Source organism: Streptomyces sp. NPDC088747 (assembly GCF_044751025.1).
Lineage (GTDB): Bacteria > Actinomycetota > Actinomycetes > Streptomycetales > Streptomycetaceae > Streptomyces.
Map to the genome: position 1 here is coordinate 26,281 of NZ_JBIVKZ010000013.1, position 26,832 is coordinate 53,112.

The 26,832-nt window shown below is 70.0% G+C and carries 24 protein-coding genes and 2 pseudogenes; 10 read left to right on the plus strand and 16 right to left on the minus strand.

The window, feature by feature from the left end:
* Positions 1–260 precede the first annotated feature (260 nt).
* The 3 genes from ACIP79_RS27505 to ACIP79_RS27515 are packed head-to-tail and all read right to left on the minus strand — an operon-like array spanning position 261 to position 1,755.
* Positions 261–1,256 (minus strand): pentapeptide repeat-containing protein, encoded by a 996-nt coding sequence (locus ACIP79_RS27505; RefSeq protein WP_401227405.1) that lies wholly within the window; start codon positions 1,254–1,256, stop codon positions 261–263.
* A gap of 5 nt (positions 1,257–1,261) precedes the next feature.
* Complete coding sequence (locus ACIP79_RS27510) at positions 1,262–1,420, minus strand: hypothetical protein (RefSeq protein WP_401227407.1); 159 nt, start codon at positions 1,418–1,420, stop codon at positions 1,262–1,264.
* Positions 1,421–1,452: 32 nt separating this feature from the next.
* Entirely contained in the window at positions 1,453–1,755 is a 303-nt protein-coding gene (locus ACIP79_RS27515) for a hypothetical protein (RefSeq protein ID WP_401227408.1), read from the minus strand.
* A 120-nt stretch (positions 1,756–1,875) separates the two neighbouring features.
* Here ACIP79_RS27515 and ACIP79_RS27520 point away from each other — a divergent pair, with 120 nt between their 5' ends.
* Positions 1,876–2,226, plus strand: coding sequence for a hypothetical protein (locus tag ACIP79_RS27520; protein ID WP_401227690.1), 351 nt, complete (start codon positions 1,876–1,878; stop codon positions 2,224–2,226).
* Here ACIP79_RS27520 and ACIP79_RS27525 read toward each other — a convergent pair.
* Positions 2,204–3,250, minus strand: coding sequence for a hypothetical protein (locus ACIP79_RS27525; protein WP_401227720.1), 1,047 nt, complete (start codon positions 3,248–3,250; stop codon positions 2,204–2,206). The two genes, ACIP79_RS27520 and ACIP79_RS27525, sit on opposite strands and share 23 nt — an antisense overlap.
* Between ACIP79_RS27525 and ACIP79_RS27530 the strand changes: the two are divergent.
* The 5 genes and pseudogenes from ACIP79_RS27530 to ACIP79_RS27550 all read left to right on the plus strand — a co-directional run.
* Positions 3,171–3,488 (plus strand): annotated as a pseudogene (locus tag ACIP79_RS27530) (transposase); the annotation flags it as partial. The gene ACIP79_RS27525 and the pseudogene ACIP79_RS27530 sit on opposite strands and share 80 nt — an antisense overlap.
* A gap of 107 nt (positions 3,489–3,595) precedes the next feature.
* Complete coding sequence (locus tag ACIP79_RS27535) at positions 3,596–3,739, plus strand: hypothetical protein (protein WP_401227409.1); 144 nt, start codon at positions 3,596–3,598, stop codon at positions 3,737–3,739.
* Between the two features lie 60 nt (positions 3,740–3,799).
* A pseudogene (locus ACIP79_RS27540) lies at positions 3,800–4,207 on the plus strand (carbohydrate esterase); the annotation flags it as partial.
* 64 nt (positions 4,208–4,271) lie between these two features.
* Positions 4,272–5,993 (plus strand): DUF2264 domain-containing protein, encoded by a 1,722-nt coding sequence (locus tag ACIP79_RS27545; protein WP_401227410.1) that lies wholly within the window; start codon positions 4,272–4,274, stop codon positions 5,991–5,993.
* Positions 5,994–6,083: 90 nt separating this feature from the next.
* A complete protein-coding gene (locus ACIP79_RS27550; protein WP_401227411.1) occupies positions 6,084–6,950 on the plus strand; it encodes a GyrI-like domain-containing protein in 867 nt (288 codons plus the stop codon).
* A 63-nt stretch (positions 6,951–7,013) separates the two neighbouring features.
* On the opposite strand, the gene ACIP79_RS27555 is transcribed toward ACIP79_RS27550, so the two are convergent.
* Both ACIP79_RS27555 and ACIP79_RS27560 read right to left on the minus strand, forming a co-directional pair.
* Positions 7,014–8,582: a carboxylesterase/lipase family protein gene (locus ACIP79_RS27555; RefSeq protein WP_401227413.1), complete on the minus strand. Its 1,569-nt coding sequence runs from the start codon at positions 8,580–8,582 to the stop codon at positions 7,014–7,016.
* Positions 8,583–8,719: 137 nt separating this feature from the next.
* On the minus strand, positions 8,720–9,181 hold the full coding sequence (locus ACIP79_RS27560) for a MarR family winged helix-turn-helix transcriptional regulator (protein WP_401227414.1): 462 nt from the start codon (positions 9,179–9,181) through the stop codon (positions 8,720–8,722).
* Between the two features lie 258 nt (positions 9,182–9,439).
* Here ACIP79_RS27560 and ACIP79_RS27565 point away from each other — a divergent pair, with 258 nt between their 5' ends.
* A complete protein-coding gene (locus ACIP79_RS27565) occupies positions 9,440–10,408 on the plus strand; it encodes an alpha/beta hydrolase (protein WP_401227416.1) in 969 nt (322 codons plus the stop codon).
* Positions 10,409–10,449: 41 nt separating this feature from the next.
* Here ACIP79_RS27565 and ACIP79_RS27570 read toward each other — a convergent pair whose 3' ends face one another.
* Together ACIP79_RS27570 and ACIP79_RS27575 are read right to left on the minus strand one after the other, a co-directional pair.
* Entirely contained in the window at positions 10,450–10,635 is a 186-nt protein-coding gene (locus tag ACIP79_RS27570; protein ID WP_401227418.1) for a DUF397 domain-containing protein, read from the minus strand.
* Positions 10,632–11,459 carry a Scr1 family TA system antitoxin-like transcriptional regulator gene (locus tag ACIP79_RS27575; RefSeq protein ID WP_401227420.1) on the minus strand — a complete coding sequence of 276 codons (828 nt, stop codon included), beginning with the start codon at positions 11,457–11,459 and terminating at the stop codon, positions 10,632–10,634. The genes ACIP79_RS27570 and ACIP79_RS27575 overlap by 4 nt, the downstream gene beginning before the upstream one ends.
* A 155-nt stretch (positions 11,460–11,614) precedes the next feature.
* Between ACIP79_RS27575 and ACIP79_RS27580 the strand changes: the two genes are divergently transcribed.
* From ACIP79_RS27580 to ACIP79_RS27590, 3 genes are all read left to right on the plus strand, one after another.
* Positions 11,615–12,085, plus strand: coding sequence for an ATP-binding protein (locus tag ACIP79_RS27580; RefSeq protein ID WP_401227421.1), 471 nt, complete (start codon positions 11,615–11,617; stop codon positions 12,083–12,085).
* A 174-nt stretch (positions 12,086–12,259) separates the two neighbouring features.
* Positions 12,260–13,984 carry a PHP domain-containing protein gene (locus ACIP79_RS27585; RefSeq protein ID WP_401227423.1) on the plus strand — a complete coding sequence of 575 codons (1,725 nt, stop codon included), beginning with the start codon at positions 12,260–12,262 and terminating at the stop codon, positions 13,982–13,984.
* Entirely contained in the window at positions 13,981–14,496 is a 516-nt protein-coding gene (locus ACIP79_RS27590; protein WP_401227424.1) for a hypothetical protein, read from the plus strand. The genes ACIP79_RS27585 and ACIP79_RS27590 overlap by 4 nt, the downstream gene beginning before the upstream one ends.
* Before the next feature lie 92 nt (positions 14,497–14,588).
* Here the strand turns inward: ACIP79_RS27590 and ACIP79_RS27595 are convergent, their stop codons facing one another.
* From ACIP79_RS27595 to ACIP79_RS27630, 8 genes are all read right to left on the minus strand, one after another.
* Positions 14,589–16,931, minus strand: coding sequence for a hypothetical protein (locus ACIP79_RS27595; protein ID WP_401227426.1), 2,343 nt, complete (start codon positions 16,929–16,931; stop codon positions 14,589–14,591).
* Positions 16,932–17,107: 176 nt separating this feature from the next.
* Positions 17,108–17,845 (minus strand): DUF6333 family protein, encoded by a 738-nt coding sequence (locus ACIP79_RS27600; protein ID WP_401227428.1) that lies wholly within the window; start codon positions 17,843–17,845, stop codon positions 17,108–17,110.
* A 182-nt stretch (positions 17,846–18,027) separates the two neighbouring features.
* A complete protein-coding gene (locus tag ACIP79_RS27605) occupies positions 18,028–20,904 on the minus strand; it encodes a glycoside hydrolase family 2 TIM barrel-domain containing protein (protein WP_401227430.1) in 2,877 nt (958 codons plus the stop codon).
* Positions 20,905–20,931: 27 nt separating this feature from the next.
* Entirely contained in the window at positions 20,932–21,807 is an 876-nt protein-coding gene (locus ACIP79_RS27610) for a carbohydrate ABC transporter permease (RefSeq protein WP_401227431.1), read from the minus strand.
* Positions 21,804–22,769 (minus strand): carbohydrate ABC transporter permease, encoded by a 966-nt coding sequence (locus tag ACIP79_RS27615; RefSeq protein ID WP_401227433.1) that lies wholly within the window; start codon positions 22,767–22,769, stop codon positions 21,804–21,806. Before ACIP79_RS27615 ends, ACIP79_RS27610 begins: the two co-directional genes overlap by 4 nt.
* Before the next feature lie 18 nt (positions 22,770–22,787).
* Entirely contained in the window at positions 22,788–24,053 is a 1,266-nt protein-coding gene (locus ACIP79_RS27620) for an ABC transporter substrate-binding protein (protein ID WP_401227434.1), read from the minus strand.
* A gap of 162 nt (positions 24,054–24,215) precedes the next feature.
* Complete coding sequence (locus ACIP79_RS27625) at positions 24,216–25,412, minus strand: ROK family protein (RefSeq protein WP_383688428.1); 1,197 nt, start codon at positions 25,410–25,412, stop codon at positions 24,216–24,218.
* A 106-nt stretch (positions 25,413–25,518) separates the two neighbouring features.
* Positions 25,519–26,781, minus strand: a complete 1,263-nt coding sequence (locus ACIP79_RS27630; RefSeq protein ID WP_401227436.1) for an FAD-binding protein — start codon at positions 26,779–26,781, stop codon at positions 25,519–25,521.
* Positions 26,782–26,832 lie beyond the last annotated feature (51 nt).

Sequence of the window (26,832 nt, forward strand, 5' to 3'; positions counted from 1 at the left end):
GGTTTCCCTGGGGCCCCCTCCGCTGACACGGCTTCCACACATCAGGGTTGGGGGGAACCCGGGGTCGCCATATGGCAACCGAACATTGGCCAGCATTATCCGACCGCAATACCTTTTACGGAGCTGAGGGCGATGCCGTTCGGAGGCTCCACCTCCGCACCGCTGGTCGAGGGCGAAGCTGAACGCGGCTGTCGGGACGCTCTCGGGCGCGCCAAAAATGAGCGTGGATTTTTCTTGTGCAGGGTGAGGCGTGGAAGCTGTCAGCGGCTTACCGGCTCTACGGTGAGGCGGTTGGCTGCGGTCCTATGGACGACCCAAACACCGACACCCACGCTGAGGGGCCGGGCGTGCATGAGGGTGCGCAGATCTGATGGCCACAGGGTGGCTGCTGTCCAGCGGGCTCCGGAAACGTACAGGAGGTCATGGCTGCTGGCTTCCCATGGACCGGAGTCGATGTCCGTGAACACGGCGCCACTGAGATCAGCCTCCTCGAACCTTGCTTTCCAAAGGAGTGCGCCGGCGAAGTTAGCGTCCCGGAGATCTGCCCCGGCAAGGTTGGCACATCGGAGATCGGCCCCTCTCAGGTCGCAGCCCCGCATCTTGCCTTGAGTGAGGCGGTGGCGACGAAGGTCTGTGCCTCTGAGGTCGGCCCCGTCGAGGTTCACCGCGTGAAGGGCCGTCCGCAGGCATGCATTTCTTAGGTCGGCGCCCTGGAGGTCGGCGTTCCGCAGATTGGCGCCCTGCAAGTCGGCTGAGTGCAGGGTCGTGTCCGAGAGCACCGCTTCGCGCAGGTCGGCACCGCCAAGGTTGGCGTGGGCAAGAGATGCTCCCGGAAGGCGCGCGTTGCGCAGATCGGCGCCTGTCAGATCCGCCTGCCGCAGGTCACATCCATTCAAGTGGGCGTCCCGTAGATCGGCCGTGCGCAGGTCAGCGCCTTCCAGGCTGGCCGAGGTGAGATTGGCTACCTGAAGATTCGTGCCGCGGAGATCGGCGTCGCGGAGGTCCGCGTCGCGCAGGTCCGCGCCGCGCAGGTTCGCCTCTGCCAGTACGGCTCCGCGCAGACTGGCATTGGGCAGGCCTACGTTGGCCAGCTGGGCTCGTGGTGCACCAGCCCCGCTGCCCGGGCGTTTCAGGTGCTTCATCGGCTGGCGGGCGGGGAGACGGTTTGGTGTACCGGGGCTGGGTGCCGATCGAAACGCCGGCGCACGGTGCGACAGCACGGAGACGATGCGGCCAGCAAGGCTGTCTGCACGCACAGCAGTCACTCTCCCTCGGAGATGGCAGGTGTCTGCCCTACAGATGCCTCGGACGAAGCGCGCAGGCTTCCGGGCCGCTCCTCATGCCGCATCGCTCTGCCGCCCACCTGCTGCAGCGGGGCGCTCTTGTCGCCGTGGATGAGCAGCGGGACAAGCACCGTCACCTTCTCAAGGATCAACGGCGCGGTAGCACCGGTCAGTACAGCAATCCACGCTGAGGCAGCCTGGGCGACGTACTCACCACGGTCGCCGACATGCCCCCTCCGACCGCGATGCGCAGAGTGCCGGCGATGCTGTAGGCCAGCAAGCCCGGTGCGGCCAGTTCAACGGGGGGCTGAAAACCATGGCGACTTGGAGCCACCGTGCGATCGGGTGTGAGCGTGCTTGCGCCCACACGCCACGGCAGTCTGTGCCACCGGCGAACCGCGATGATGTAGTCGAGCGCTTCCATGGCGAATCTGCCAAAGGCGCCCCACACCATGCCTTCCCAGAGATCCATGCGGGCGAGGATAGGAGTCCGTCCAGAGGGCGGTGATCGATGGCGGAAAGCAAGAAGCATGTGAGTCAATCTGTCTCACCCTCGGCGTGATTGAGGCCGAGAGGTGGCGCATCGTGACCGATCGCGTTTCGCGCAGCGTCCGACGGTCCCCGCTTCCAGCGTCGGGCGTCCTCAGCTACCCCTCCCGGCGACGGAGGTATCGAAGGACTCGTCACCGAACTCCTCGGCACCTCACCACGATTCGCCGAAATGTGGGCGACCCACGACGTCGAGGTACGGCGCCGGGTCATCAGGAAGATCGACTCCGCCACCTTCGGGCCGCTGGACTACGAGTGCCCGGTACGTTACTCAAGTGAGTGCACCCCGGGCTCACCAGGAGTCGGGATCGTCCGCACCCCTCCCGTTCGTCCTCCGTTCCTTCCGGCCACGGTGTCCCGTCTACTCTTCTTCAGTCCGCTTCCAGCCGCATAACGACATCTCGGATGACGATCGGTGCGGATGCCCGCTCGGACAGGATGTCCAGCAGGTCGGGGCGAATCACGACGGCGCAGCCGGTCGTCCGCGGCCACGGCAGGCGGTAGGCGCCCCGCTCGTACTCGGTGCGCCAGCAGATGAGCCGCAGGGCCGGACCGCGGCCATCCTCCAGTGTCAGCAGGGCTCCGGGTGTCAGGCGCAGCGCGGCAGGCAGCCACGTGGCGGGTGTCAGTGCGAAGCCGGGCAGACCCAGGCCCTGGTCGGCGTCTGCGGCAGCGGTCATGGAGCGGTCGAGGCCGAGGAGCGAGATCCCCGGCGGGACGTCAACGGCAGGGTGCTGCGCCGGCAGTCGGGTCCACTCCTTGATGTCGCCGTCCGAGAAGGGGGGAGCGTCGCTGTCCTGATTCCCGTAATCCGTCACTCCCGGGCCTGAGAAGCTCACGACGGTCAGGCCGGTCTTCCGGGTGTGCGGTGACAGGAACTTGCGTTCCTCCACGGAAGCGAGGATGCGCCAGCCCGGGAGGGTCTGTCCGGTGAGGGCGACAGCTTGCGTCAGTGACCGTGTGGAGATGATCTCGGTGGTTGTTCCGGTACGCGGAGTGTCCTGGCTGGCCGGGTCGTCCGGACCGGGTGGCAGAGGAAGGCCGGGGCGCGGCCAGCGTGCCTTTTCGAAGGCGAGCGGAATGCGGGGGTCGTCTGTCAGCACGGTGGCCAGCTGGTCCTCCCAAGCTGCCGGATCGCTCACGCCCAGGCCTTGCGAGAGCCTGTACGCGCGGCTACCCGCTGCCACCGTTTGGATCGCCTCTTCGATGGTCTCCTCGATGGCGAGGCAGGCATCCGGCAGCTCGCCCTCGTCGGCGCTGAGGTTGGCGCGGGACTGGGCCTTGTTCCTCTCGATGGTGCGCTCCGTGTCAACCTCGCGGCGAACTCTGGCGAGGACCGCTTGGATCAGCCCGGGCTGCAGTTGCTCGGCTGCGGGCGTCGCCCCGGTGCCTCGCGATTCCGGGAAGATCAGCGGCAATCCTCGGCGCCCTCAGCGATACAACCGGCGTCTCCAACGGGTCTTCTACACCTCGGCGTTGTTCAGCATCCGCCACTGCGACGAGTCGCGCCGGTTCTACGAACGCAAACGAGCCGAGGGCAAGCGTCACACCCAGGCCGTGCTCGCCCTCGCACGTCGCCGCGTGAACGTCCTGTGGGCCCTCCTTCGCGACAGGCGATGCTACGAGCTCTCACCGCCCAACGCGCTCGCGGCTTGACAGACGGCATTAGGAAATCAAGACGCGAGGACTCTAGACGGATGCACTGACATCGCCGCTGCCTGGGCTTCCGCATCCCACAGGAGCTTGGAGGAGGGGGCGAAGGCGTGTTGTTCGTCGAAGAACTGCCGGGCCTTGAGGCAGTGGTGGAGCTGGCCGAGGGCTTCCTGGTCCGGTACAACGCACCCGGGGCGGATGCCGAAGTGGACTTCGGGGGGAGGTATGGGTCGATCTGGCCGAGCAGCCGGTGAGGTGCTTCCTGTTCGCCTTCCATCTGGCCTATTCGGGCCGGGCGGTGTACCGCCCCGTTGACGGACGAGGCGACCTACCGCGCGAACCTGGAGACCCTGGTGGCGGGCGTTCGCGCGCACGGCGGCCGGCCGGTCCTCGTCACTCCGATCGTCCGCCGCTGGTTCAACGCGGACGGCACCCTCGACAACGACACCGCGCTGCTGGTGAACGGCCTCGGCGTCGACCATCCCGCCGTCACCCGCTCCGTCGCCGCCGCCGGGAACGTCCCGCTCATCGACCTCACCGCCAAGACCAAGGCCCTCGTCGAATCCCTCGGAGTCGAGGGCTCCAAGGCGCTCTACCTCTACAACGAGAAGCGCGACAACACGCACACCTCCGCGTACGGCGCGACGCTCTACGCGGGCCTGGTCCGTGACGAACTCGTCGCCCAACATCTGGTGCCGGAAGGGCTGGTGAGGGTGGGATGAGTGCCGGGGGCGCCCCGCCCGCAACGTCCATGCCCCCGGCCTTGTCGACAGGGAGATCCGTCCGATGCCTCCTGAGGAACCTGAGGACCGTGACCTCAGCCCGTACACCGGCTACACACGCGCCCATTGGGAGGCGGCCGCCGATGCGCTCCTCGCGGCGGTCGAGCCGTACGCCATCGAGGGCGGCGCCCTCTACCAGCTCCCCGGAGGCCGCGCGAGCTCGTCGGGCGGACTCTCCGACGGCCTGGAGGGCTACGCCCGCACGCTGCTCCTCGCCGCCTTCCGCCGGGACGAGGGAACCCTGGAGCGGTACGCCGAGGGCCTCGCCGCCGGAACAGCCGGAATCTGGCCCCGAGTCGAGGACCACGGGCAGCCCCTCGTCGAGGCCGCGTCCATCGCCCTCGCGCTGCGCCTGACCCGCCCCCTCCTCTGGGACCGCCTCGACGACGGGGTCCGACAGCGGGCCGCCGACTGGCTGGGCGACGCCCTGACGGCCGAACCCTGGCCCTGCAACTGGGAGTTGTTCCCGGTCACGGTCGGCGGCTTCCTCCAGGAGATCGGCCACGAACCGGAGGCGTCCCGGGCCGCGATCGACCGGGGCCTTGAGCGCATCGAGGAGTGGTACGTCGGCGACGGCTGGTACACCGACGGCGAGATCCGCGCCTTCGACTACTACAACGGCTGGGCGATGCACCTGTATCCGGTGCTCCACGCGTGGCTGGCCGGGGACACCCGGCTGCTCGACCTGTACGCGGGCCGGCTGTCCCGCCATCTGGAGGACTACGCGCGGCTGTTCGGGTCCGACGGCGCCCCGATGCACCAGGGCCGCTCGCTCACCTACCGCTTCGCCACCGCCGCGCCGCTGTGGCTGGGCGCGCTCACCGGCCGTACGCCCCTGTCGCCGGGCGAGACGCGACGCCTGGCCTCCGGCGCCCTGCGGTACTTCCTCGACCGGGGCGCCGTGGACGAACGCGGCCTGCTCACCCTCGGCTGGCACGGACCCGACGAGGCTCTCCTGCAGGTCTATTCGGGCCCCGCCTCCCCGTACTGGGCGAGCAAGGGCTTCCTCGGCCTCCTCCTCCCACCCGATCACGAGGTCTGGACGGCCCCGGAACAACCCGGCCCCACTGACCGCACCGACGCGGTCACCCCCGTCGCCCCACCCAACTGGCTCCTCCAGTCGACCACTTCCGACGGCCTGGTCCGCCTCCACAACCACGGCAGCGAGGACGCCCGTTACGACCCGTACTACACCCGGCTCGCCTACTCCACCGCGACGGAGCCCTCGGCGACGTACGACAACAGCGTGATCGTGGGCGGCGATCCGAGCCGTACGGGCATCGAACCGCTGGGGGTGGGGGAGGGCTGGGCGGCTTCCCGGCACACGGCGGGCGCCGGCGCGAAGGTGACCAGCGTGGTGCTCGCACGCGGAGCCGTGGAGGTACGGGCCCACCTCGTGACCGGAGCGCCGCCGGGCACGTCCGTCCGCCTCACCGGCTGGTCACCGAAGCCCGACACCCGAGCCGAACTCCTCCCGGTCCTGGCCCTGACCGACGACCTCACCGGCACCACGGCCGAAACCCCCACCCTCTTCGTCGCCCTGGCCCGCCTCACGCGTGAACCGGACCCGCTGCCTCTGTGGGAAACGGTGACCGTAGAGGCCTACCCCGAAGGCGAGTTGAGGCTCCGCTGGAGTGCGGGAGGACCCGAGGTACGGGTACGACTCGACGCCTCCGGCGTGGAGGTCGACGTACACCGAGGGGCGGGCGCTGGGCGGGACGGGTGAGTCGGGTACCCGACCGGAGCGGGCACAGGTTGTCGGGTCCGGCAGGGTGGGTCCTTCCTAACGTGGGTGATGAAAGGGAAGGAGTCCGGGGTGCTGGAGCGGCTGAACCAGGCCATGGAGCACATCGAGCGTCACCTCGACCAGCCGATCGAGGTGGGTGAGCTGGCGCGGATCGCGGTGACTTCGGAGTACCACTTCCGGCGGATGTTCTCCGCGCTGGCGGGGGTCGGCCTGGCGGAGTACATCCGGCGCAGGCGGCTCACCGTCGCGGGCGCCGAGGTGCTGGCGGGGGAGCGGACGCTGCTGGAGATCGCGGTGCGCTACGGCTACACGTCCGGCGAGGCGTTCGCCCGCGCGTTCCGTGGCATGCACGGTGTCGGCCCCGGCGAGGCCAGGCGGGCCGGCGCGAGTCTGCGGTCCCAGCCCCGGATGTCCTTCCGCCTCATCGTCGAAGGGAGTAGCAGCATGCGGTACAGGGTCGTGGACAAGGACGAGTTCCGGATCGTCGGCAGGAAGGCACGGGTCCCGCTCGTGCACGAGGGGATGAACCCGGGAATCGTCGCCTTCATCCGAGGGCTCGGCCAGGAGACGCTGCGGCGCATCGAGAGCCTGTCCGACCAGGAGCCGAAGGGAATCATCTCGGTGAGTGACGACCTCGACGAGAGCCGGGCCGAGGGGACCGAACTCGACTACTACCACGGGGTGGTGACCGGGGCCGCGGTACCCGACGACATGGACGCGCTCGCCGTCCCCGCCGGGACCTGGGCCGTCTTCGAGAGCTCCGGACCGTTTCCGCTGACGCTCCAGCACCTGTGGCGGGACGTGTTCACCCAGTGGTTCCCGTCGAACCCCTACCGGAGCAGGCCGGGGCCCGAGATCCTCCGGACCCGGCTGTCCCAGGACGGCACCGAGGCGGACGCCGAACTGTGGATCCCCGTGGAGCGCACGGCGGTCTGACCGACGGCGCGGGGCCACCTCACAGAAGCCCCGCGCCGTCGGCGTCGGTTCGTCAAGGGCCGCTCAGGTGCTGATCAGAGGCAGTGCCGGGAACACGTGGTCCTGCCAGAGCAGGCGGGACTCGTCCTCCGGGTAGGGGGCGGTCGTCGGTTGGGCGTCCAGGAGTCGTACGAGGCGACGGCCGGGGTCGTACGCGGGCCAGCCGGGGTCGCCGTGGGCGGCGAAGGCGGTCCACGCGGCGCGGATGTACGCGGAGAGCGCCTCGGCCTCCGGGCCGGGGTTCTCGCCGATCAGCGCCGAGGCCTCGGTACCGCTCAGGTTGCCGAAGACGAGCGGCACGTCGAGGCCGTGGCAGGCACCCAGGGCGCCGCCCATGCCCGGGGCGGGCCAGGTCAGCTCGAAGACGTGCGCACGCCCGCCGCCCGCGACCTGCGCCTCGGCGAGATGGAGGCTCGGCATGCGGAACAGCCAGTCGGAGTGGACCAGTTCGTAGAGCGACTCGGGACCGGCGGAAGGGAAGGCGGCCCGGTAGCGGTCGACGCCGTCGGGACCCGGGGCGAAAAGCCGCAGGGCCTCCGCCGCCTGATCCTCCGTCACCTGTCCGAGCAGGCCCCCGATGGCGGTGAACAGCCGCTGTTCCTCCCGGGTGTGCCCGACGATCAGGTCGATGCCCCGGCCCGCGCCTTCCGCCAGCGCCTGCCACGGGGTGACCGGCAGGACCTCGCCGTCGACGACGGGTGCGAACGGGATCGACCTGTGGGCGATCCGGCCCCAGCGGTCCGTCCACTGGCCGAGCTTCGCGCTCACCGCGTCACCCGCGGCGGCCAGTTGGGCCGGTGTCACCGTCGACAGGTCGGCCACCGTGGGCCGCAGGCCCAGCTCGGTGGCGCAGGCGGCGGCGATGTCGGCGGCAAGTTCCGGGGAGAAGAAGGTGCCCGGGACGCTCTGGGCGATGGCCCGGCGGAAGAGCCCGACAGCGCTCGGCATCGCCAGCACGGCCGCGACCGAGCCCGCTCCGGCCGACTCACCGAAGAGGGTGACCCGGTCCGGATCTCCCCCGAACGCCCGGATGTTGTCGCGCACCCACCGCAGCGCGGCGACCTGGTCGAGCAGGCCCCGGTTGTCCGGCGCCCCCTCGATCCGGGCGAACCCCTCTGTCCCCAGGCGGTAGTTGAACGTCACGACCACCACACCGCCCTCGCGGGCGAGCCGGGCGCCGTGGTACTCCGGGATACCGGACGTCCCGATGACGTAGGCGCCGCCGTGGAACCACACCATCACCGGAAGCGCGGTGTCCGGGGCCGGTTCGGGCGACCAGACGTTGACCGTGAGCCAGTCGTCGTCCGCGCCCTGCGGCGACAGGGCGTCCATGCCGAACACCCCGGCCTGCGGGGGCGGCGGCCCGTACGCGACCGCAGGCCGCACGCCGTCCCAGCTCCGTACGGGCTGCGGCGCGGCGAAGCGGTGCGCGCCCACCGGGGGTGCGGCGAACGGGATGCCGCGGAACACCGCGACTCCCGCCTCACGGGTGCCGCGCACGGCGCCGGCTGTCGTGCGTACCTCTGGGGACTCTGGCGGCGGGGACGCGGACGACGAGGACTCGTACGGCTGGGACTCGGGCGACGGGGACACGGCCGCGGGCACCTCGGTTTCCTGTGGGACGGGCCAGTGGCGGAAGAACGCCTGCGGCGGATCCTCCCCCTGCGCGCGGCCTCGGGCCACTCATTTTCCGGGCGTGCCCGGCGTCAGCCCTACCGGCGTTCCCGGTGTCAGCCGCCCGCAGTGACGTTGGCGGTGAGCAGCCGGAGGAGCTGCTTGGCCATGAGGTCCTGCTCGGGGGTCAGGCCCATGGCGGCGCCGATGTCGAGGGGGACGGTGCCCGCCCGCTCCTGTAGCCGGACGCCGGCCTCCGTGAGGTGCAGGGCGACGGAACGCTCGTCCTCGGCGCGGCGCTCGCGGCGGATCAGCCCGTTCGCCTCCAGCCGCTTGAGCAGCGGCGAGAGGGTGCTCGACTCCAGCTGGAGGGCGTTGCCCAGGGAGCGGACGGAGATCGAGTCCTGCTCCCACAGCACCAGCATCACCAGGTACTGCGGATAGGTGAGGCCCAGCTCGTCGAGGAGCGGTCTGTAGCGCGCGGTCACCGCCCGTGAGGCGGCGTAGAGGGCGAAGCAGAGCTGGTCGTCCAGGAGGAGGGAGCCTGCCTGGGGCGTCGGGGCTTCGGTTGGGTTCACGGTGCGGCTCCTGGTTTCCGTCCCCTGCGCGGCATTCCCGTCCTGAACACGTACAGCGGTCCCGTGGCGTACACGTTCTCTCCACCCTAGCGTTCACGCGCTCGATCATGTCGAGGGCCAATAAGTCGAGGACCAATAAGTCGAGAGCCAATAAGTTGTGCACGACTTAATCGAGCGCTACTGTCATGGGTGTGCCGCCGCTCCACGGCAAGACCACCGGTGGAGCCTGCCCGCGGCACCCGATCCGAGGAGATCGTCATGACCGAGAGCACCGCCCCCCGCCCTGTCCTGGAGCCCGCCGCCGCGGCCTTCGCCGAGGCGACCGCGAACCCGCCGTACCTCTTCGACCTGGCGCCCGCCGAGGGTCGCAAGGCCGTCGACGAGGTGCAGTCCGGCGACATCGCCAAGCCCGCCGTCGACGAGGAGTGGGTGACCGTGCCGGGCGGCCCCACCGGGCACGTGCGGGTGCGCCTCGTCCGCCCCGCCGGCGTCACCGGCACGCTCCCGGTGATCATCTACATCCACGGCGCGGGCTGGGTCTTCGGCAATGCCCACACCCACGACCGACTCGTCCGCGAACTGGCGGTCGGCGCGAACGCCGCGGTCGTCTTCCCCGAGTACGACCTCTCGCCCGAGGCGCGCTATCCCGTCGCCATCGAGCAGAACTACACCGTGGCCCAGTGGGTCGTCACCGAGGGCGCGTCCCACGGCCTGGACGCCTCGCGCATCGCCGTGGCCGGTGACTCGGTCGGCGGCAACATGTCCGCCGCGCTGACCCTGATGGCCAAGGAGCGCGGCGATGTCCCGCTCGTCCAGCAGGTGCTGTTCTACCCGGTCACCGACGCCGCGTTCGACACGGCGTCCTACCACCAGTTCGCCACCGGCTACTTCCTGCGCCGCGACGGCATGCAGTGGTTCTGGGACCAGTACACGACCGACGAGGCCCAGCGCGCCGAGATCACCGCGTCGCCGCTCCGCGCCACCACCGAGCAGCTCACCGGCCTGCCCCCGGCCCTCGTCATCACCGGCGAGGCCGACGTCCTGCGCGACGAGGGCGAGGCCTACGCCGCCAAGCTCCGCGAGGCGGGCGTCCCCGTCACCGCCGTCCGGTACCAGGGCGTCATCCACGACTTCGTCATGCTGAACGCCCTGCGGGAGACCCACGCGGCGGGGGCCGCGATCGCCCAGGCGATCAGCGTCCTGCGTACGGCACTTGGTACGGCCTGATCCCTACGGTCCGTGAGCCCCGGGTCGCCTCGGCCCGGGGCTCACCGGTGCGCCGCGAACTCCACGAAGTCCGTCCAGGCGCTGGGGGAGAGGGCGAGTTGGGGGCCCCGGGTGTTCTTGGAGTCGCGGATGTGGATGGTGGCGGGGCAGGTGGCGACCTCGACGCAGTCGCCGTCTCCGCCACTGCTGTAGCTGCTCTTGAACCAACGCAGTTCGTTGCCGCTCATAGTGCTCCTCGCATCCGCTCCAGCAGGCTCCGGGTGTCCTCCGGAGGCAGCGCCTGTGAGCGCAGTTTCGCATAGCGCATGTGGAGCACGCTGATCGTCTTCGGGTCGGTGAAGAGCTGACCGTTCCGCTGGCCTTCGCAGTAGCCGCACCACTCGTTCTCGGTGGTCTCCAGCAACTGGATCGGTCCGTCGAGTCCGGCGTGGCCCTGCCGGGTCATGGGCAGCAACTGCAGTTCCACGTTGCGCAGTTCCGTAACCGCCAGGAGATGGTCGACCAGGCCGCGCGTCGCGCCCGTGCCGCCGGTACCTCTCCGGATGACGTACTCCTCGACGATGAAGCTGAACGCCGTGTTGGGACGATCCGTCAACAGTCGCTGACGGTCGACGCGTGCTGCGAGCTGGGCATCGATCTGGGCGTCGGTGAGGACGGGCACCTGCTCTCCGAACAGGGCGCGTGAGTAGTCCTCCGTCTGAATCAGCCCCGGCACCAGCCGGTTCTCGTACGTGTACAGGCTGACCGCCCGCTCCTCCAGATCCGCCCACTCCCGGAACCAGGATGCCAACCCCGGCTGCCGGGTTGCGTACTTGGCCGCTGCCCGCAGCACCCCGAACGCGTCGAGCACCTCCTCCGCCCGCTCGATGTACACCCGTGGCGGAAGCCGCCTGCCCTGCTCGATCGACGCCACCGTCGACGGCTGATACCGCACCAGCGGTGCGAACTCCTCCTGTGTCAGACCCGCCCGCTTGCGGAATGCCTTGTGAACCGCCCCGAACGTCTTCAGGCTGTCGGACGGCTCCGGCTCAGTGGTGGTGCTGTCGGTCATGCCGGGTACTCCCGAGTGTGCTGTGGTGCCAACCCCGCCAAGTCACCTATGGTCACGGACGGTTACCCTTACTGTCCATAGGGTGATCTCGTACGCCCCGCAGCGTACGAGTGGCGGAGCTGGTCACCCCCCACCACCCCCGCCACCGTTGACCCATGTCAGCAAAACCCCCCACCCAAGTCCCCGTCACCCTCGGTACGTTCACGCAGCTCTACAGCTCGACCCCTCGCGGCGCGCGGCTCGCGCGGCGGCTGGTGGCCAACCGGATGGACGTCTGGGGGTTCGGCTACGACGGTGAGGTCAGTGAGGCGGTGACGCTGGTCGTCGCCGAGCTCGCGGCGAACGCCGTGCGGCACGGGCGGGTAAGTGGGAGGGACTTCCGGGTACGGCTGGTGCTGCGCGAGGACGTCGTACGCGTGGAGGTCGCCGACGGCAGGGCCGACCGGCTGCCCGAGCTCAAGGAGCCCTCGGAGCTCTCGGAGCCTTCGGAGGAAGGCGGACGCGGGCTGCTGATCGTCGTCGCGCTGGCCGAGCGATGGGGCGTCGAGGCGCGGGAGGACGGGACGTACAAGACGGTGTGGGCGGAGGTCGCCGTACCGAACGGGCGGAGGGTCGGCGGTTCGTGAACGGGACTCCAACGGCCCTGACATGCGGGGAAGTTGGGCCCGGCCGAGGCGGCTGGTTCAGACCGCCGTACCTGGGTCGCCGGGCGATCACCCGGTGGACCTCCAACGTTCATGTTTCACATCGAGTCTCCAACACGCGTGCCGCATGCGCGGCGCCGAACTCAGGAGGCAGACATGAGTCACGGACACGCTCACGGACCCGGCCATCACCACCATCACGAGCACACCCACGATCACACCGCGGCCGGCGAGGGCGCGGCTCTGCCCGCCGCCCTCGACACCTCCGTGCCCGACGAGGCGCTGAGCCCCGAGCAGCAGTCGCGCCGTACGATGCTGCGCCGCACGGGTCTGCTGGGCGCGGGTCTCGCGGCGAGCAGCGTCCTGGCGACGGGTGCCGCGACGGCCCCGGCGTTCGCCTCCGAGAACCGCCGGAGATCGGGTGGCTTCCTCTGGCTGGCCGGTGACCACCACATCCACACGCAGTACAGCAGCGACGGCAAGTACCGCGTCTCCGACCAGGTCCGCCAGGGCGCCAAGCACGGCATGGACTGGCTGGTCATCACCGACCACGGCAGCGAGACGCACGCCAAGATCGGTGTCGACAAGGTCAACCCGGACATCAAGGAGGCGCGGGAGGCGTACGACGACACCCTCGTCTTCCAGGGCCTGGAGTGGAACATCCCGGGCGCCGAGCACGGCACCGTCTTCGTCCACCCGGGCAAGAACGAGGTCTCCGTCCTCAAGCAGTTCGAGACCGACTACGACGGCAGCGTGAAGGGCGCGTCCGGCTCCTCGCCGGCGAACGAGGCGCTGGCGATCGCCGGTCTCGCCTTCCTCTCCGAGCAGGTGCAGCGGCGCAAGATCAAGGACGCCCTGATGCTCGCCAACCACCCGGCGCGGCGCGGCGTTGACTCCCCGCACGAGATCCGCGGCTGGCGCGACGCGACGCCCGGCGGCAAGCAGATCGCCATCGGCTTCGAGGGCGCGCCGGGCCACCAGGCCGCCGGCCTCCCCGCCCCGACCGGCGCGGGCCGCGCCCGAGGCATCTACGACAACAACCCGAGCGCCGACTCCTTCGCCGGTTACCCGCTGGAGAGTTACCGCACCTGGGGCGGCTTCGACTGGATGACCGCCACCGTCGGCGGCCTGTGGGACAGCCTCCTCGCCGAGGGCAAGCCCTGGTGGATCACCGCCAACTCCGACTCCCACCAGGTGTACGCCGACACCGCCAAGCGCGGCGGCCCGGACACCGACTTCAACCTCAACGGCAGGCACACCGACCCGGTGTACGCCGGCAAGGTCGACCTCACGCAGGGCGACTACTGGCCCGGTCAGTACAGCCGTACGCACGTCGGTTCCGACGGCTTCTCCTACGCCGCCGTCATGGACGGCATCCGCGCCGGCCGTGTCTGGGTCGACCACGGGCAGCTCATCAGCGGCCTCGACGCGCGGCTCTCGGGGAACGGCCGGTGGGCGACGCTCGGCGGCGCGCTGCACGTCAAGAAGGGCACGAAGGTGACCCTGACGGTCGACATCGCGCTCGCCGACGGCCCCAACTGGGCGGGCTTCGTGCCGAAGTTGGCCCGCGTCGACGTCATCCAGGGCGACGTCACCGGACCGGCCGCGGACAAGGACACCATCAGCGCGCCGACGGCGAAGGTCGTCCAGTCGTACGAGGTGAACAAGACGACCGGCACGGTGCGGGTGACGTACTCGCTCGGCAAGGTGGACCGTCCGCTCTACGTCCGGCTGCGCGGTTCGGACGGCAACCGCTCGGCGACCGGCATCAACGGCGCGGCCGTGGACCCGAAGGGTCCCGCCCTCGACGTCGTCGGCGACGCCGACCCGTGGGTGGACCTGTGGTTCTACTCCAACCCGGTGTGGGTCCTGCCGTCGTGAACCAGCCGTACGTGATCGGGGTCGACACCCAGGTGTCGGCCCTGCTCGAAGCCGATCACCTGCTCCAGACGCTGGCCGCAGAACTCGCTCTCCCCGAGGGCTCGTTCGGCTGCACGCACCTGGTACGCGGTGACCGGCCGCGGGTCGCGCTCTCCTTCACGGTCCCCTCGGGGGCGGCGCTGGAGGCGGTACGCGAACGGCTGGCGGCCAAGGGGTACGAGGTGACGCCCGAGGCCCCGGACGCGGTGGGCCGCGCGGTGCTGTACCCGGGAGTCGCCGAGCTCACCGGCACGGTGACGGTCGCGGAGCTGCTGTCCGGCTCCGCGATCGACCGCGTCGCCGTGCTCGGCTCGGCCGAACCGCCCGCGCCGGAACTGGCGTTGGTCACCCGCGATCACGTACGCCCCCAGTGGTGTGACGGAGAGCTGGTGCTCACGGCGATGTCGGCGAGGGGCGGGACCCTGGTCCCGTTCGAGGTGCCCGACCCGACGCCCTGCTGCGCGGACCACTGAACCGTCCGCCGAAGTCCGCCGACGGGGAAACGGCTGTCCCCCGCACCCTGGACAAGGGTGCGGGGGACAGCCCCGGCGTGAAGGGCGGCCGGCTAGCCGCCCGTTGCCCTGCGGCGGCGCATCCACCACGTCAGGGCGCCGCCCGCGGCGGCGAGCGCCGCCGCGGCGAGGGCGATCAGGCCCACGGGGGTGTCGCTGCCGGTGTCGGCGAGGTCGCCCTGCGGGTCCTTCCCCGGCGGAGTCGTCGCGTCACCGCCGGACCCGGACGGGTCGGGTGCCGGTGCCGACGAACCGCCGGTCGGCTTCGGGTCGTCCGGAGCGGTCGGCGTCGGCGTCGGCGTCGGGTTCTCCGGGGTGGTGGGCTGGTCCGCGGCGGAACCGCCGAGGTAGGCGGTCTCGCTGCCCTGGTAGGTCACCTCGGCCTGGACGGACGTCCTGGTGGTGCTGTCCAGGCCGCCGTACTGGGAGTTGAACTGGGTGCGGCCGATGTCCCGCTTCGGTGCCTTGGAGAAGTCGACCCCGCCCATGGACAGGATCCACACCTTGCCGTCGTAGACGCGCTCGAACTCGTAGTCACCGTTCCTGAACGAGTCTACGTACTTGTCGTAGACGGTCTTCTTGTCCCAGTCCTTGTTCTCGCCCTTGAGCGGCCACCGCTTGACGTCGTTGCTGTTGATGATCCCGCGGAAGTCGGTCGGCTCGACCGCGTCCTGACGGCGTACGTACTCGGCGGCCACCCGCGAGGAGTAGACGCGGCGCAGGTCGGCGTAGGACGCCTCGTCGTTCACGCGGCGCTCCAGCTCGGGCTGGATCATCGTGCGGATCAGGGTCTCGGCCTGATCGGTCTGCGCCTCGGTGAGCTCGCAGCTGTTCGCCGGCACGTCGGGTCCGGTGGGAACCTCCATGTTGACCTTCAGCGGCGCGTCCAGGATGTAGATGCCGCCGTCCTGCTCGCGGACCTTCGCGGGCTGCGGAGTGATCCACTGGCGGATGATCGGCAGGCAGGGCATGCCTTCTGGAGTGCGCGGGACCTGGCGCCAGAACTGTTCCCCGCGCTCGTACTTGTCGGGGTTCATGGAGTCCGCGTAGTCGTGCTTGAGGGTCAGGTCGGCCTCCAGCAGGACGCGCCCGGCGTCCGTCTTCGCGAACTGCGGGTCCATGATCACGTCGGGCCGGATCGGGTTGAGGTTGACCCAGAACTTGTCCGGCGTCAGGGCGAGCCAGGTGAAGAAGGCGTCCGAGGCGAGCTGGAGTTTGGCGTCACCGCCGTAACCGGGGTTCTCGTCCGGGTTCTTGACGTAGTCGGCCTTCATCGAATAGTCGAGGCCCTTGCCCTTGACGGGCGTCCCCACGTAGTTGATCTCCAGGGTGGAGAAGTCGATGCCGCCGGGACCGCGGTTGAAGTAGCCGCCGCTGTTGTTCTGGTTGTAGATCGCCTGGAGCCGGCGAGCTTCCTCGATCGTCTTCCCGGACCGCAGGGCCTGGTCGATGATGGGCCCCCGGCCGCCCTTGGCCGGATCGGGGTTGAAGCGCTTGTCGAAGTTCGTGTAGCTGGTCGGCTTCTGGGTGCGCTCGATGGCGTTCGACCGGCGTTCGTTGACCCCGGCCTGGGTGCGGGCGGTGCCCCGGTCCCGCTTGAGGTCGTCGTCGAACTGCTTGATCTTGTCCTTCGTCGACTGCTCGGTGTTGGCGCCGGTCAGATACCGGAACGTCGACTTCGGCTTCTCCTTGGCGATCTGCCGGTCGGCCTTGAGCTGGTCGTCCTCGATCTTGCCGTTGGACTTGATCTCGACCTTGCGCTCGCTGGGCCGGTGGTGCGCGTCCACCACGCGGTAGCGCTTCTCGCCCGTCTCGGGATCGGTGTACTCGATCACGTCCTGGCACCACCAGTCGGGACCGACCATGTTGTACTTCTTGACCATGCGGGCCTCGAACGCCTCACCCCGGTACGGGTTCCCGTACGCGCCGATGTAGCGCACGTCGAGGAAGCGCTTGAAGTCCTTGTAGCCCGACGCGTACTGCTTGTTGTAGCGGGCGTAGATCTCCATGACCTTGTCGGCCGGGTTCTTCGTCCTGTTGTACTTGCGCTGCCAGGCGCGGTAGTCCGTTCCCGCGGCGGCGCGCTGGGCGTCGGTCGGCGGCAGCACCCCGTCGTAGGCCTTGGCGGGGTTGTCGTACGTGTAGTTCTCGTCGTTCGGCCACGCGTCGTACGGAAGGCCGTCCGGCGGACCGGAGTCGGCAGGGGTGGCAGGGACCTTCCGGCCGAGGAACTTCTCGTCGCAGCGGATCGGTTTGACGTTGGGCGGCTTCGCGGCCTCGGCCTCCTGAAGGCCCGGAAGACCGGTCAGGGTCATGACGGCCGCGGCGGTCAGGGCGAGCGTCACGCGCGCCCAGACGCGCCGGCGGCGCGCAGGCTGGTGTAACTGAGTACTCACTGGTTTCTCCCCGTGGGAACCCTGGTGGTGCGAGCGGATGCTGACGGCGCGGTGGGTTCCGAAGTCATCTGGTCAGGGTGCGCCGGTGGGCCACGGTAGGGGGTGAACCGGAAACGGCTCATGGGTTGGCTCGGCATGTCCCCGCCAACTTCACATGTGTTTTCGGATTGTTACGGTCAGAAATCCTCGAACTCGTCGAGATCGCCGATCCAGGTGTCCGCCAGGTCGCCGGTGGTCACCTCGGTGTGCCGGACACGGAACACCGACAGTTCGCGGCCCGTGCGGAGCAGTGGTCCGACGCTGCGGAGGGCGAGCCGCGTGAGGCCCTCCCAGTAGAAGGACCCCGGCCCGGCGTCCAGTTGGACGCCCTTCAGCGCCAGGTCGCCGGGGCCGATACCGAAGGCCTCGACGACCTCCCGCGGGGTTCCTTCGAGGTCCCAGTCGCCTTCCCCGCTCCACCCGGCGGCGAACAGGCGTGTCCCGTCCGGGTGGTGGATGACATGGATGCCGTACGTCGTGCCGTGGTCGATCGTCGCCGAGCCGATGACGACCGCTTCCGGGAAACGCCCGGCCAGTTGGTCCGCCTGCTCCACCAGGGGGAAGGTGCCTCCGGTGAACACCAGGGCGGGATCGTTGATCTCGGTCACCGTTCCCCAGCATCCGACGGCCACCAGGTCGAGGTCCGCGCGGGTCGCGAAGGGCGGCCGCTCGGTCGCCTCGATCCGGCCGACCTCCTCCATCACCGCGTCGACGGTCCCGAAGGCGGCGGCGAACTCCCGCGCCCGCGCCGGGTCATGGGCGGGCAGCGCGCCGTCACCGGCGGGGAAGGGCCGCTCGACGAGGGTGAGCCGGAACTCCCCGTGACGCGCGATGGCCTGCTCCGGCGGACAGTCCCAGAAGCCGTAGTCGGTCATCGGAATTACCTCCGTGGATATCAGGAAGGGACACGGCACGAGCCGTGCAAACCCCCGCCCCGGGGAAGGGGAGCCTCAACGGCGCCACGGTAGCGAGACCGCCGGACGGAGCGTCGCGGCGGGTGAACGCGCCCGCGGCCGGTCGGGCGAGGAGCCGACCGGCCGCGGGCGTGATGACGGTGTCAGTGCTGGATCTCCGAGAAGACGAACGAGAACTCCGCGGGCTCGACTCGCAGTTGGTACTGCGGCTGCGTGGCCGGCCCGCACGACTGCGAGCCGATGCCCTGCTGGCCGTGGTCGAGGTTGACCCAGACCGTGTCGCCCGCCTCCAGGTCGGTGAGATGCGCGGCGGCGTCGAGCTGCTCGGTCGTCCAGCGCCGGGCCGTGAACCAGAAGGACGGATCCCCTTCCACGCGCAGCCCGCCGATCTCCGCCCAGCGGACGTCGGACCGCGCGCCGTTCTCCTGCGGACGGACGTACGGCGTCTGCATCGCGTCCACCGACGACTCCCAGCGCCCCACGACCGAGGCCGTGCCGGTGTCGGGGTAGCTCTCTCCGGGCCCGCCGCCGAACCACCGCACACGGTCGGCGGACGCGGGCAGCCCGAGCCGGATCCCGAGCCGCGGCAACGGCACCTTCCAGTCGCCCTCGGGCGCGACGGACACGGTCAGCCGCAGCCGGGTCCCGTCCGACGTCCACCGGTACACCGTGCGCAGGCCCACCTCCCTGGCCGCGGGCGCCACCCGGGACCGTACGGTCAAGGCGTCGTCCGTCAACTCGACGGCGTCCAGCCGGTGTTGCATGCGGTGCAGCCCGAGCCTGCGCCAGAGCAGGCCGAAGCGGGCGTCCGGCTGCCAGGCCGCGCCCTCGTCGTTGTCGGTCGGGGCCCGCCACACGTCGAGGCGCGGGCCGGTGACGTCGACCCCGCCGATCGTGGTGAGCGCGCCGGTGCGGGCGTCGAACACGGCCGGGCCGAGGGTGATCTGCCGGACACCGAGGACGGGCTTCGCGGACTGGACGCCGGGGCCCGGCGCCTTCGCGGAGACGGGGAGTTGAGCCCAGGCGACCTGGTGGCCACGGGGAGCCCACGCGGAATCCGAGGCGAGTACCGCCGACACCGTCCACCCCGTCTCCGCGCCGCGCCCGTCCGCGGGCGGAGCCGGCAGCTTCAGGTCGGCCGACTCGCCGGGCAGCAGCGGCGGCACGGACAGCGCGCCGGCCTCCACGGTCTCCCCGTCGACCTGGTAGGACCACTCGAAGGCGAGCGCCGAGAGGTCCGTGAAGTCGTGGGCGTTCGTGACGCGCACCGTGCCGTCCGCCCCGTCGCCCTCGATGCGGACCGGCTCGATCACCTTCTTGTACTCGACGAGCCCCGGCGACGGGGTCCGGTCCGGGAACACCAGCCCGTCGCAGACGAAGTTCCCGTCGTGCAGCTCCTCCCCGAAGTCGCCGCCGTAGGCGAACCCGTACCGCTCGTCCTCGATGCCGTGGTCGATCCACTCCCAGATGAAGCCGCCCTGGACGCGGTCGTGGGCCTCGAAGAGCCGCTGGTAGTCGGCGAGTCCACCGGGGCCGTTGCCCATGGCGTGCCCGTACTCGCAGAGGATGAAGGGAAGTCGGCGTCGCCTGCGCCCGCCGCCGTCCAGGCCGAGCCCGATCCGCTCGACCTCCAGGTGCTTGAGATACATCCGCGAGTACATGTCGGTGTCACGGCAGTTGAAGTCACCCTCGTAGTGGATGAGCCGGTCGCCGTCCCGGTCGCGGATCCACTCGGACATGGCGGTGAGCCCGCGCCCGGTGCCCGCTTCGTTGCCGAGGGACCAGATGACGACGGACGGGTGGTTCTTGTCGCGTTCCACCATCCGCGCGGCCCGGTCGAGCAGGGCCGGGGTCCAGCGCTCGTCGTCCACCGGGTTGTCGCGCCAGCCCTGCTCGGTGAAGCCGTGGGTCTCCAGGTCGCACTCGTCGATCACCCAGAGGCCGTACTCGTCGCACAGGTCGAGGAAGGCGGGGTGCGGAGGGTAGTGCGAGGTGCGGACGGCGTTGATGTTGTGCCGCTTCATGAGCAGCACGTCCTGCCGCATGGTCTCCAGGTCCAGCGCGCGGCCCTTCGTGGGGTGCCACTCGTGCCGGTTGACGCCCTTGAAGAGGACCGCCGTGCCGTTGACCTTGATCAGGCCGTCCTCGAGCACGACCGTGCGGAAGCCGATCCGCAGCGGAACCCGCTCGCCCTCCGTGGTGAGCACCCCGTCGTAGAGGCGCGGTGTCTCGGCCGTCCAGGGCAGGACAGGCACGGTCACGGACTCGCCGGTGGCGACGTCGATGTCCAGCGCGGGGACGGTGACCCGGCCGTCGACGTCGGACTCGACGCGCAGCGAGCCCTCGCCCGAGCGGTGGTCGTAGGAGGCGTGCACGAAGAAGTCGAGCACGCCGCCCGCCGGACGGTGCAGCAGCGTGACGTCCCGGAAGATGCCCGGCAGCCACCACTGGTCCTGGTCCTCCAGGTACGAGCCCGCCGACCACTGGTGCACCCGGACCGCCAGCACGTTGCCGCGCGGCTTCAGCAGCTGCCCGACGGCGAACTCGTGCGGCAGCCGGGAGCCCTTGAACTCGCCGATGTCCGTGCCGTTCAGCCACACCCGGGCGCAGGACTCCACCCCGTCGAAACGGAGCACGGACCCGCCGCCGCCGGGCCAGCCGTCGGGAAGGTCGAAGACCCGCAGGTGGTCGCCGGTCGGATTCCCGGTCGGCACCCGCGGCGGGTCGACCGGGAACGGATAGAGATGGTTGGTGTAGATCGGCGCGCCGAACTCACCGTCGCCCTGGAGGACCCAGTGGCCGGGGACCGACACCTGCGCCCAGTCCCCGGCGTCGTACCCCTCCGCGGCGAAGGAGTCGTCCTCGGTGTCGGCTGTCGGGGAGAGACGGAAGCGCCAACTGCCGTTGAGGGAGAGGGAATCGGCGTCCGACGTCGCGTACCAGGCGCGTGCCGGGAGCGCTCCGGTACCGGGTGAGACGTCTTCTACGTAGTCGACGGAGGCAGTGGTGCGGAAGGACATCGGTCTCCAGATCCTGATCGAGAGGTGTCAGCCCTTGATGCCGGTCTGCGCGATCCCCTGCACCAGCCAGCGCTGGAGGAAGAGGAACACGAACACCAGGGGCAGGATGGAAATTGCGGTCGCCATGAAGATCAGATGGAAGTTGACGGTCTGGTTGGTCATGTACGAGGAGAGCGCGACCTGGACGGTCCAGGCCTCCTGGTCCTGGCCGATGACCAGCGGCCACAGGAAGGCGTTCCAGCCGCTGACGAAGGTGATGGTGGCGATCGCGGCGAAGAAGTTCAGCGAGTTGGGCACGACGATGCGCCAGTACGCGCCCCAGTAGCCGAGCCCGTCCACGCGCGCCGCCTCCTCCAGCTCCTTCGGGAACCCCAGGAAGTACTGCCGGAACAGGAAGCAGGTGAAACCACTGAAAAGCCCCGGAACGACGAGACCCTGCAGACTCGACACCCACCCGAGTGACGAGACGAGCACGAAGCTCGGCACGAAGGTGACGGCGGTGGGGACCATCAGGGTGACGAGGACGACGTAGAAGATCCTGTCGGCGTGCCGGTAGGGGATGCGGGCCAGGCCGTAGCCGGCCAGGGAGCACACCAGCAGGGTGCCGAGGGTGTGCAGGACGCCGACGACCGTCGAGTTCCACAGCGACTGGGCGAAGGGGACGGTCGGGTCGTCGAACAGTTCGGTGAGGTTGCCCCACCGGAGGTCGGCCGGGAACCACTGCCAGTTCTCGCCGGTGATCTCCGCGTCCGTGGACAGTGCGTTGCGGACGATCAGATAGAAGGGGACGAGGAACAGCGCGGCGCCCACGCCGGCCGCGAAGTAGAGCCCGGCGCCGCCGATGACGCCGCCCGGCCGCCTCGCGGGACGCGCCCGTCCGGCCCGGGGTGCGGTGCTGGTCACTTGGCCTCCTCACCCCTTCCGAAGCCCATGAACCTGCCCTGTGCCAGGGTCACGGCGCAGATCAGCACGGTGAGGATCATCGCGCCCGCGCTGCCCGCGCCGTAGTCCTGGCTCTCGCCGAGTGCCGTGTAGTACAGCTCGACCAACGGCGGACGGCCCCAGGTGGTTTTGGCGAGGAGGTTGAAGAACTCGTCGAAGGCCTGGAAGGCGGCGACGAGCAGCAGCAGGACCACCGCGGTCGAGGTGGCCCGCAGCTGCGGGAGCGTGATGTGCCAGAAGGTCTGCCGGCCCGGCTTCGCGCCGTCGATCGCGGCGGCCTCGTACAGCTCCGGCGGGATGTTCTGGAGGGCCGCCAGGAAGAGGATCATGTAGAAGCCCGCCTGGAGCCACAGCCGCACACTGACGATGACCAGCCAGTACCAGGGCGGATCGGGGTTGGCGAGCCAGGCGATGTTCTCGATCCCGAACCAGCCGAGGACCGTGTTCATCAGGCCGAAGCGGACCCCGCTGAAGACGGACATCTTCCAGATCAGCGAGGCGGCCACGAAGCTCACCGCGGTCGGCAGGAAGAACACCGACCGGAAGAACGCCCGCATGAACCGCAGCCGGTTCACCAGCAGCGCCAGCCCCAGCGAGAATGCCCAGGTGACGGGCACGATGAAGGCGGCGAAGACGGTGAAGGTGACCAGCGACTCGGTGAACCTGTCGTTCGTCAGCATGTACGAGTAGTTGTCGAAGCCGACGAACGTGCTGGGGGTGACCGTGTAGCGCGCCTCGAAGAAGGAGAGGTACGCGCTCCAGCCGATCGGGATGTAGACGAAGACGGTGAGCCCGGCGAGGAACGGGCCGGTGAAGAGCCAGAAGCTCAGGGTGCGGCCGCGGACGCCGCGCCGCCTGTGGGCCTTGGTGGGGGCCTCGGCGGCGGATTCCGCGGCGACTCCGCTCGTGGTGGTGGTCGTCATGTCCTGGTCCCCGCCGGCCTATCCGAACAGCTTCTTGAGCTCGCGCTCGACCGTCTTGTCGGCCTTGTCGAGCGCTGCCCGCGGGTCCCCGCCCTTGCGGACGGTGTCGGCGACGACACCCTCAAGTGCGACGATCATGGCCTGTGTCCAGGCCGGGTTGTCGAAGTGCCCGTACTCCTCGAAGAGCTTCACGCCCTCGGCCGGCAGACCCGACTTGAGCTTGTCGGCGGACGCGGCGAGCGAGGTGCGCGGCGGAATGTGGAAGCCGTAGGAGAGGGCCCAGTCCTCCTGGTACTCCTTCTGGTCGAGCCAGAGCCACTTCACGTACTCCTTCGCCGCGTCGACGTTCTTCGACCTGGCGTTCACGAACATCGACCAGCCGCCGTTGGTGACCGCCGGCTTGCCGGCGTCGGCCGACCGCGGGAAGGGGAAGATGCCGACGTCGTCGCCGAGCGCCTGCTGGATCACCGGCATCGCCCACATCCCACACCACTGGATCGCCACCAGACCCTGGGTGAGGGCGGAGGGGTCCCACCAGTCGGCGGGCGCGTCGAGCAGCAGATGGCCGTCCTCGAACATCGTGCGGAGCTGCTTCAGCCCCGCCGCGACCTCGTCCGTGTGGTACGCGATCCGGTTGTCGTCGGTGAGGGTGTCGCCCCCGGTCGACCAGATCAGCGGGTTCATGACAGGCGTGATCGTGTTCCCGAGGAAGACGCCCCTGACCTTGTCCGTGGTGAGCTTCGCCGCGGCCTCGACCAGCTCGTCGAGCGTGGCGGGCGGCTCGATGCCCGCGTCCGCCAGGAGTGACCTGCGGTAGAAGAAGAACTGGGGATCGTCGATCATGCGGATGCCCCAGATCTTCCCGTCGATCGTGTGGGACGCGATGTCGGCCTGGTTGAAGTCGTCCTTCATCGGGGCGATGAGATCGGTCAGATCCGCTACCTGGCCGCTCCTGACGAGCTGGATCTGCGGGTGGAACTCGAACACGTCCGGCGCGTTGTCGGTGAGCAGTGCCGAGAACAGCTTGCTCTCGAACTTGTCGCCCGTGATCCACTGCGTGGTCACGTTCGCCCCGTCATAGGCCTTCGCGTACCTCTTGATGGCCTGCTCGGTACCCGTCTCGCCGTACGCGTGGAAGTACTGCGTCAGGTTCTTGCCCGAACTCCCGCCCCCGGAGCGCCCGTTGTTGCTTCCGCAGGCGGCCAGCGGGCCCAGTGCGGCGAGACCCGCGGCGGCTCGCAGTACGGATCGGCGGTTCCAGGTGCTGTTGCGCATTGCCGACATGGTGACGTCCTTGTCCTCAGTTACGGCTACGGCTCAATTCCCTGTGCGGTGCCGGACGTTAACCTTCGGGTAATCCTTCGGCAAGGGGTCGGACGAAGTCGGCGCGAAGCGTTGCGGGGGGTTCGGGATACCGGACGTGGCGGGGGTGGCGGCAGCCGGGAACTACTGCTTGAACGCGGACTGGAGCGCCCCTTCCAGGGCGAACGTGGCCGCTCCGAGGCAGACCGGATCCGAGGGGATGGGGGAGAGGACGATCGAGGTCGCCGCGAAGGGCCGCCGCAGCGCGTGCCGGGCGACGGCCTCGCGGACCTCTCCGAGCAGCGGTTCGCCGAGCGCCGCCGCGACCCAGCTGCTGAGCACGACCACCTCGGGGTTGAGCAGGTTCACCAGGTCGGATATCCCGGCGCCGAGGTAACAGGCGGTGTCGCGCACGACCTTGACCGCCACCGGGTCACGCTCGGCGACGCCGCGGGCCAGCGCGTCGATCGTGGCGGTCTGGTCCCCGGGGTGCAGCAGCGCGCTTCCCGGGCTCAACTCCCGCAGGTTCACCATGATTCCGGGCGCCCCGACATACGTCTCCACGCAGCCGTGGTTCCCGCAGTGGCACAGCCGCCCGTCCATGACCAGCGTCGTGTGGCCCCATTCGCCGGCGCTGTTGCTGACCCCGCGGTGCAGCCCGCCGCCGAGCACGAGACCGGCGCCGACCCCGGTGCCGAGGTTGACGACCACGGCGTCCCCGTGTCCGCGGGCCGCGCCGAACCACAGCTCGGCGACCGCGCAGGCGCGCAGCGGATTGTCCAGGTGCAACGGGTACGCGATGTGCTCGGCGAGCAGGTCGAGCAGCGGCACCTCGTGCCAGTCCCAGTTCGGCGCGTACTCCGAGACCCCGCTCTCGCGGTCGACCTGGCCCGGCACGCTCACGCCGACCCCCAGGACCCGCGAGTCCTCGATCCCGGCCTGCGCGACCACCGAGCCGACGGCCGCCGCGACATGCCCGACGACCTGCTCGGGACGGCTCTCGCCGGGGCGCATGTCCTCCGCGGCACGGGCGAGCACGTTCAGCCCGAGGTCGAACAGCTCCACCCGTACGTACGTCTCCGCGATGTCGACGCCGATCAGCGCGCCGCCCGGGGCGTCGACGGCCACGAGGCCCCGCGGGCGGCCACCCGCGGAGTCCTCGAAGCCGACCTCGGTGAGCATGCCCAGTTCGAGCAGCTCACCGACGAGGGTGGCGACGGTGGCCAGGCTGAGCCCGGTGGTCGCCGTCAACTCCTGCCGTGAGGTGGGGGACCGGGCGATAATCTGGCGCAGTACCTCATAGCGGTTCGCGGTCCGGATGTCCCGTGATGTGCGCCTCACCGATCGTGCCCCCTCGGTCCTTCCGGGCCTCTCGGGTCCGGGCCGGGGCAGGGCCGCCACGGCGCGACGCCAAGGCTATGGCCTGGTCCGGAATTTCGACAAGGGGTTAGGAAAGGGGCTGGAGAAAGTCCCTCACGAAGGCGTTGGTGAACTTGCCCACGGGGTCGAGCGACCCGGCCAGCGCGCCGAACTCGCCCAGCCGCGGATACCGTTCACGCAGCACCGCCGACGGCACGGTGAACACCTTGCCCCAGTGCGGACGTGCGCCGAAGGCGTCGAGCGCCGCCTCGACCCGGCCCACCACCGGCAGGACCGCCGCCGTGTCCGGGACCCAGGTGAAGTGCAGGGCGACGGTGTCCCGCCCGTAGGCCGGGCTCAGCCACTGGCGGTCGGCGGCCACCGTCCGGACCTCGCAGACCTGGAGCACAGGGGAGATCGCCCCGCGGATCGCGTCGAGCGCGTGCAGCGCGGCCAGGGCGTCCGACCGGGGCAGCAGGTACTCGGACTGGAGCTCGGCCCCGCTGCTCGGCGTGAACTCCGCCCGGAAGTGCGGGAGTCGCTCGTGCCAGGGCCCGGGGACGCCGAACTGCTGGGTGCAGTTCCGTGCGGGCATGCCGGGCACCGGGTGTGCCGCCTCCGTGGCGGGCCCCGCCCAGGGGAAGTCGAGACCGGCGGGCGACGACGGCCGGTCCGTACGCTGCTTGACCCACACCTGCCGAAAGCCCGGCCGCCCCCAGTCGGTGAACAGGCTCACGCTGTACGCCGCAGCGGCGAGGGCCTCGAAGTCCAGCCCGTCCAGCGGGAGTTCGTTGAACACGTGCTGGCTCACCTCGAAGTCGGGCTCCAGGTCGAGGGTGAGCGCGGTGACGACACCGAGCGCGCCCAGCGAGGTCACCGCACCGTCGAAACGTGCGTCACCCCGGCCGATCGTCACCGTCGAACCGTCCGCGGTGACCAGCTCGACCTCGCGCACGGCCGCGGCCAGCGAACCGTTCGTGACCCCGGAGCCGTGCGTGCCGGTCGCCACGGAACCCGCCACCGAGATGTGCGGAAGGGAGGCCATGTTGTGCAGCGCGAGCCCGCTCCCGTGCACCTCGCGGGCGAGCTCGGCGTAACGGACGCCGCCCCCGACCCGTACCGTACGGGCCGCCGTGTCGACGTCCACCGTCGGAGGCATCGCGGCCAGCGACAGCAGCACACCGCCGTCGCCCGGCTCGGCGATCAGGTTGAAGGAGTGCCCGCTCCCCAGGACACGCACCCTCGCGCTCCCGGCCACCAGCTTCGCGAGCGCGTCGGGCGTGTGCGGCCGGTGCAGCTCCTCGGCGGTGTACGTGATGTTGCCGGCCCAGTTGGTCAGGGTCTCTGTCATCCCTGTCGTCCCTCCCCGGGAAGTCGCCGTCCGCGGCCGGTGGGCCCGCTC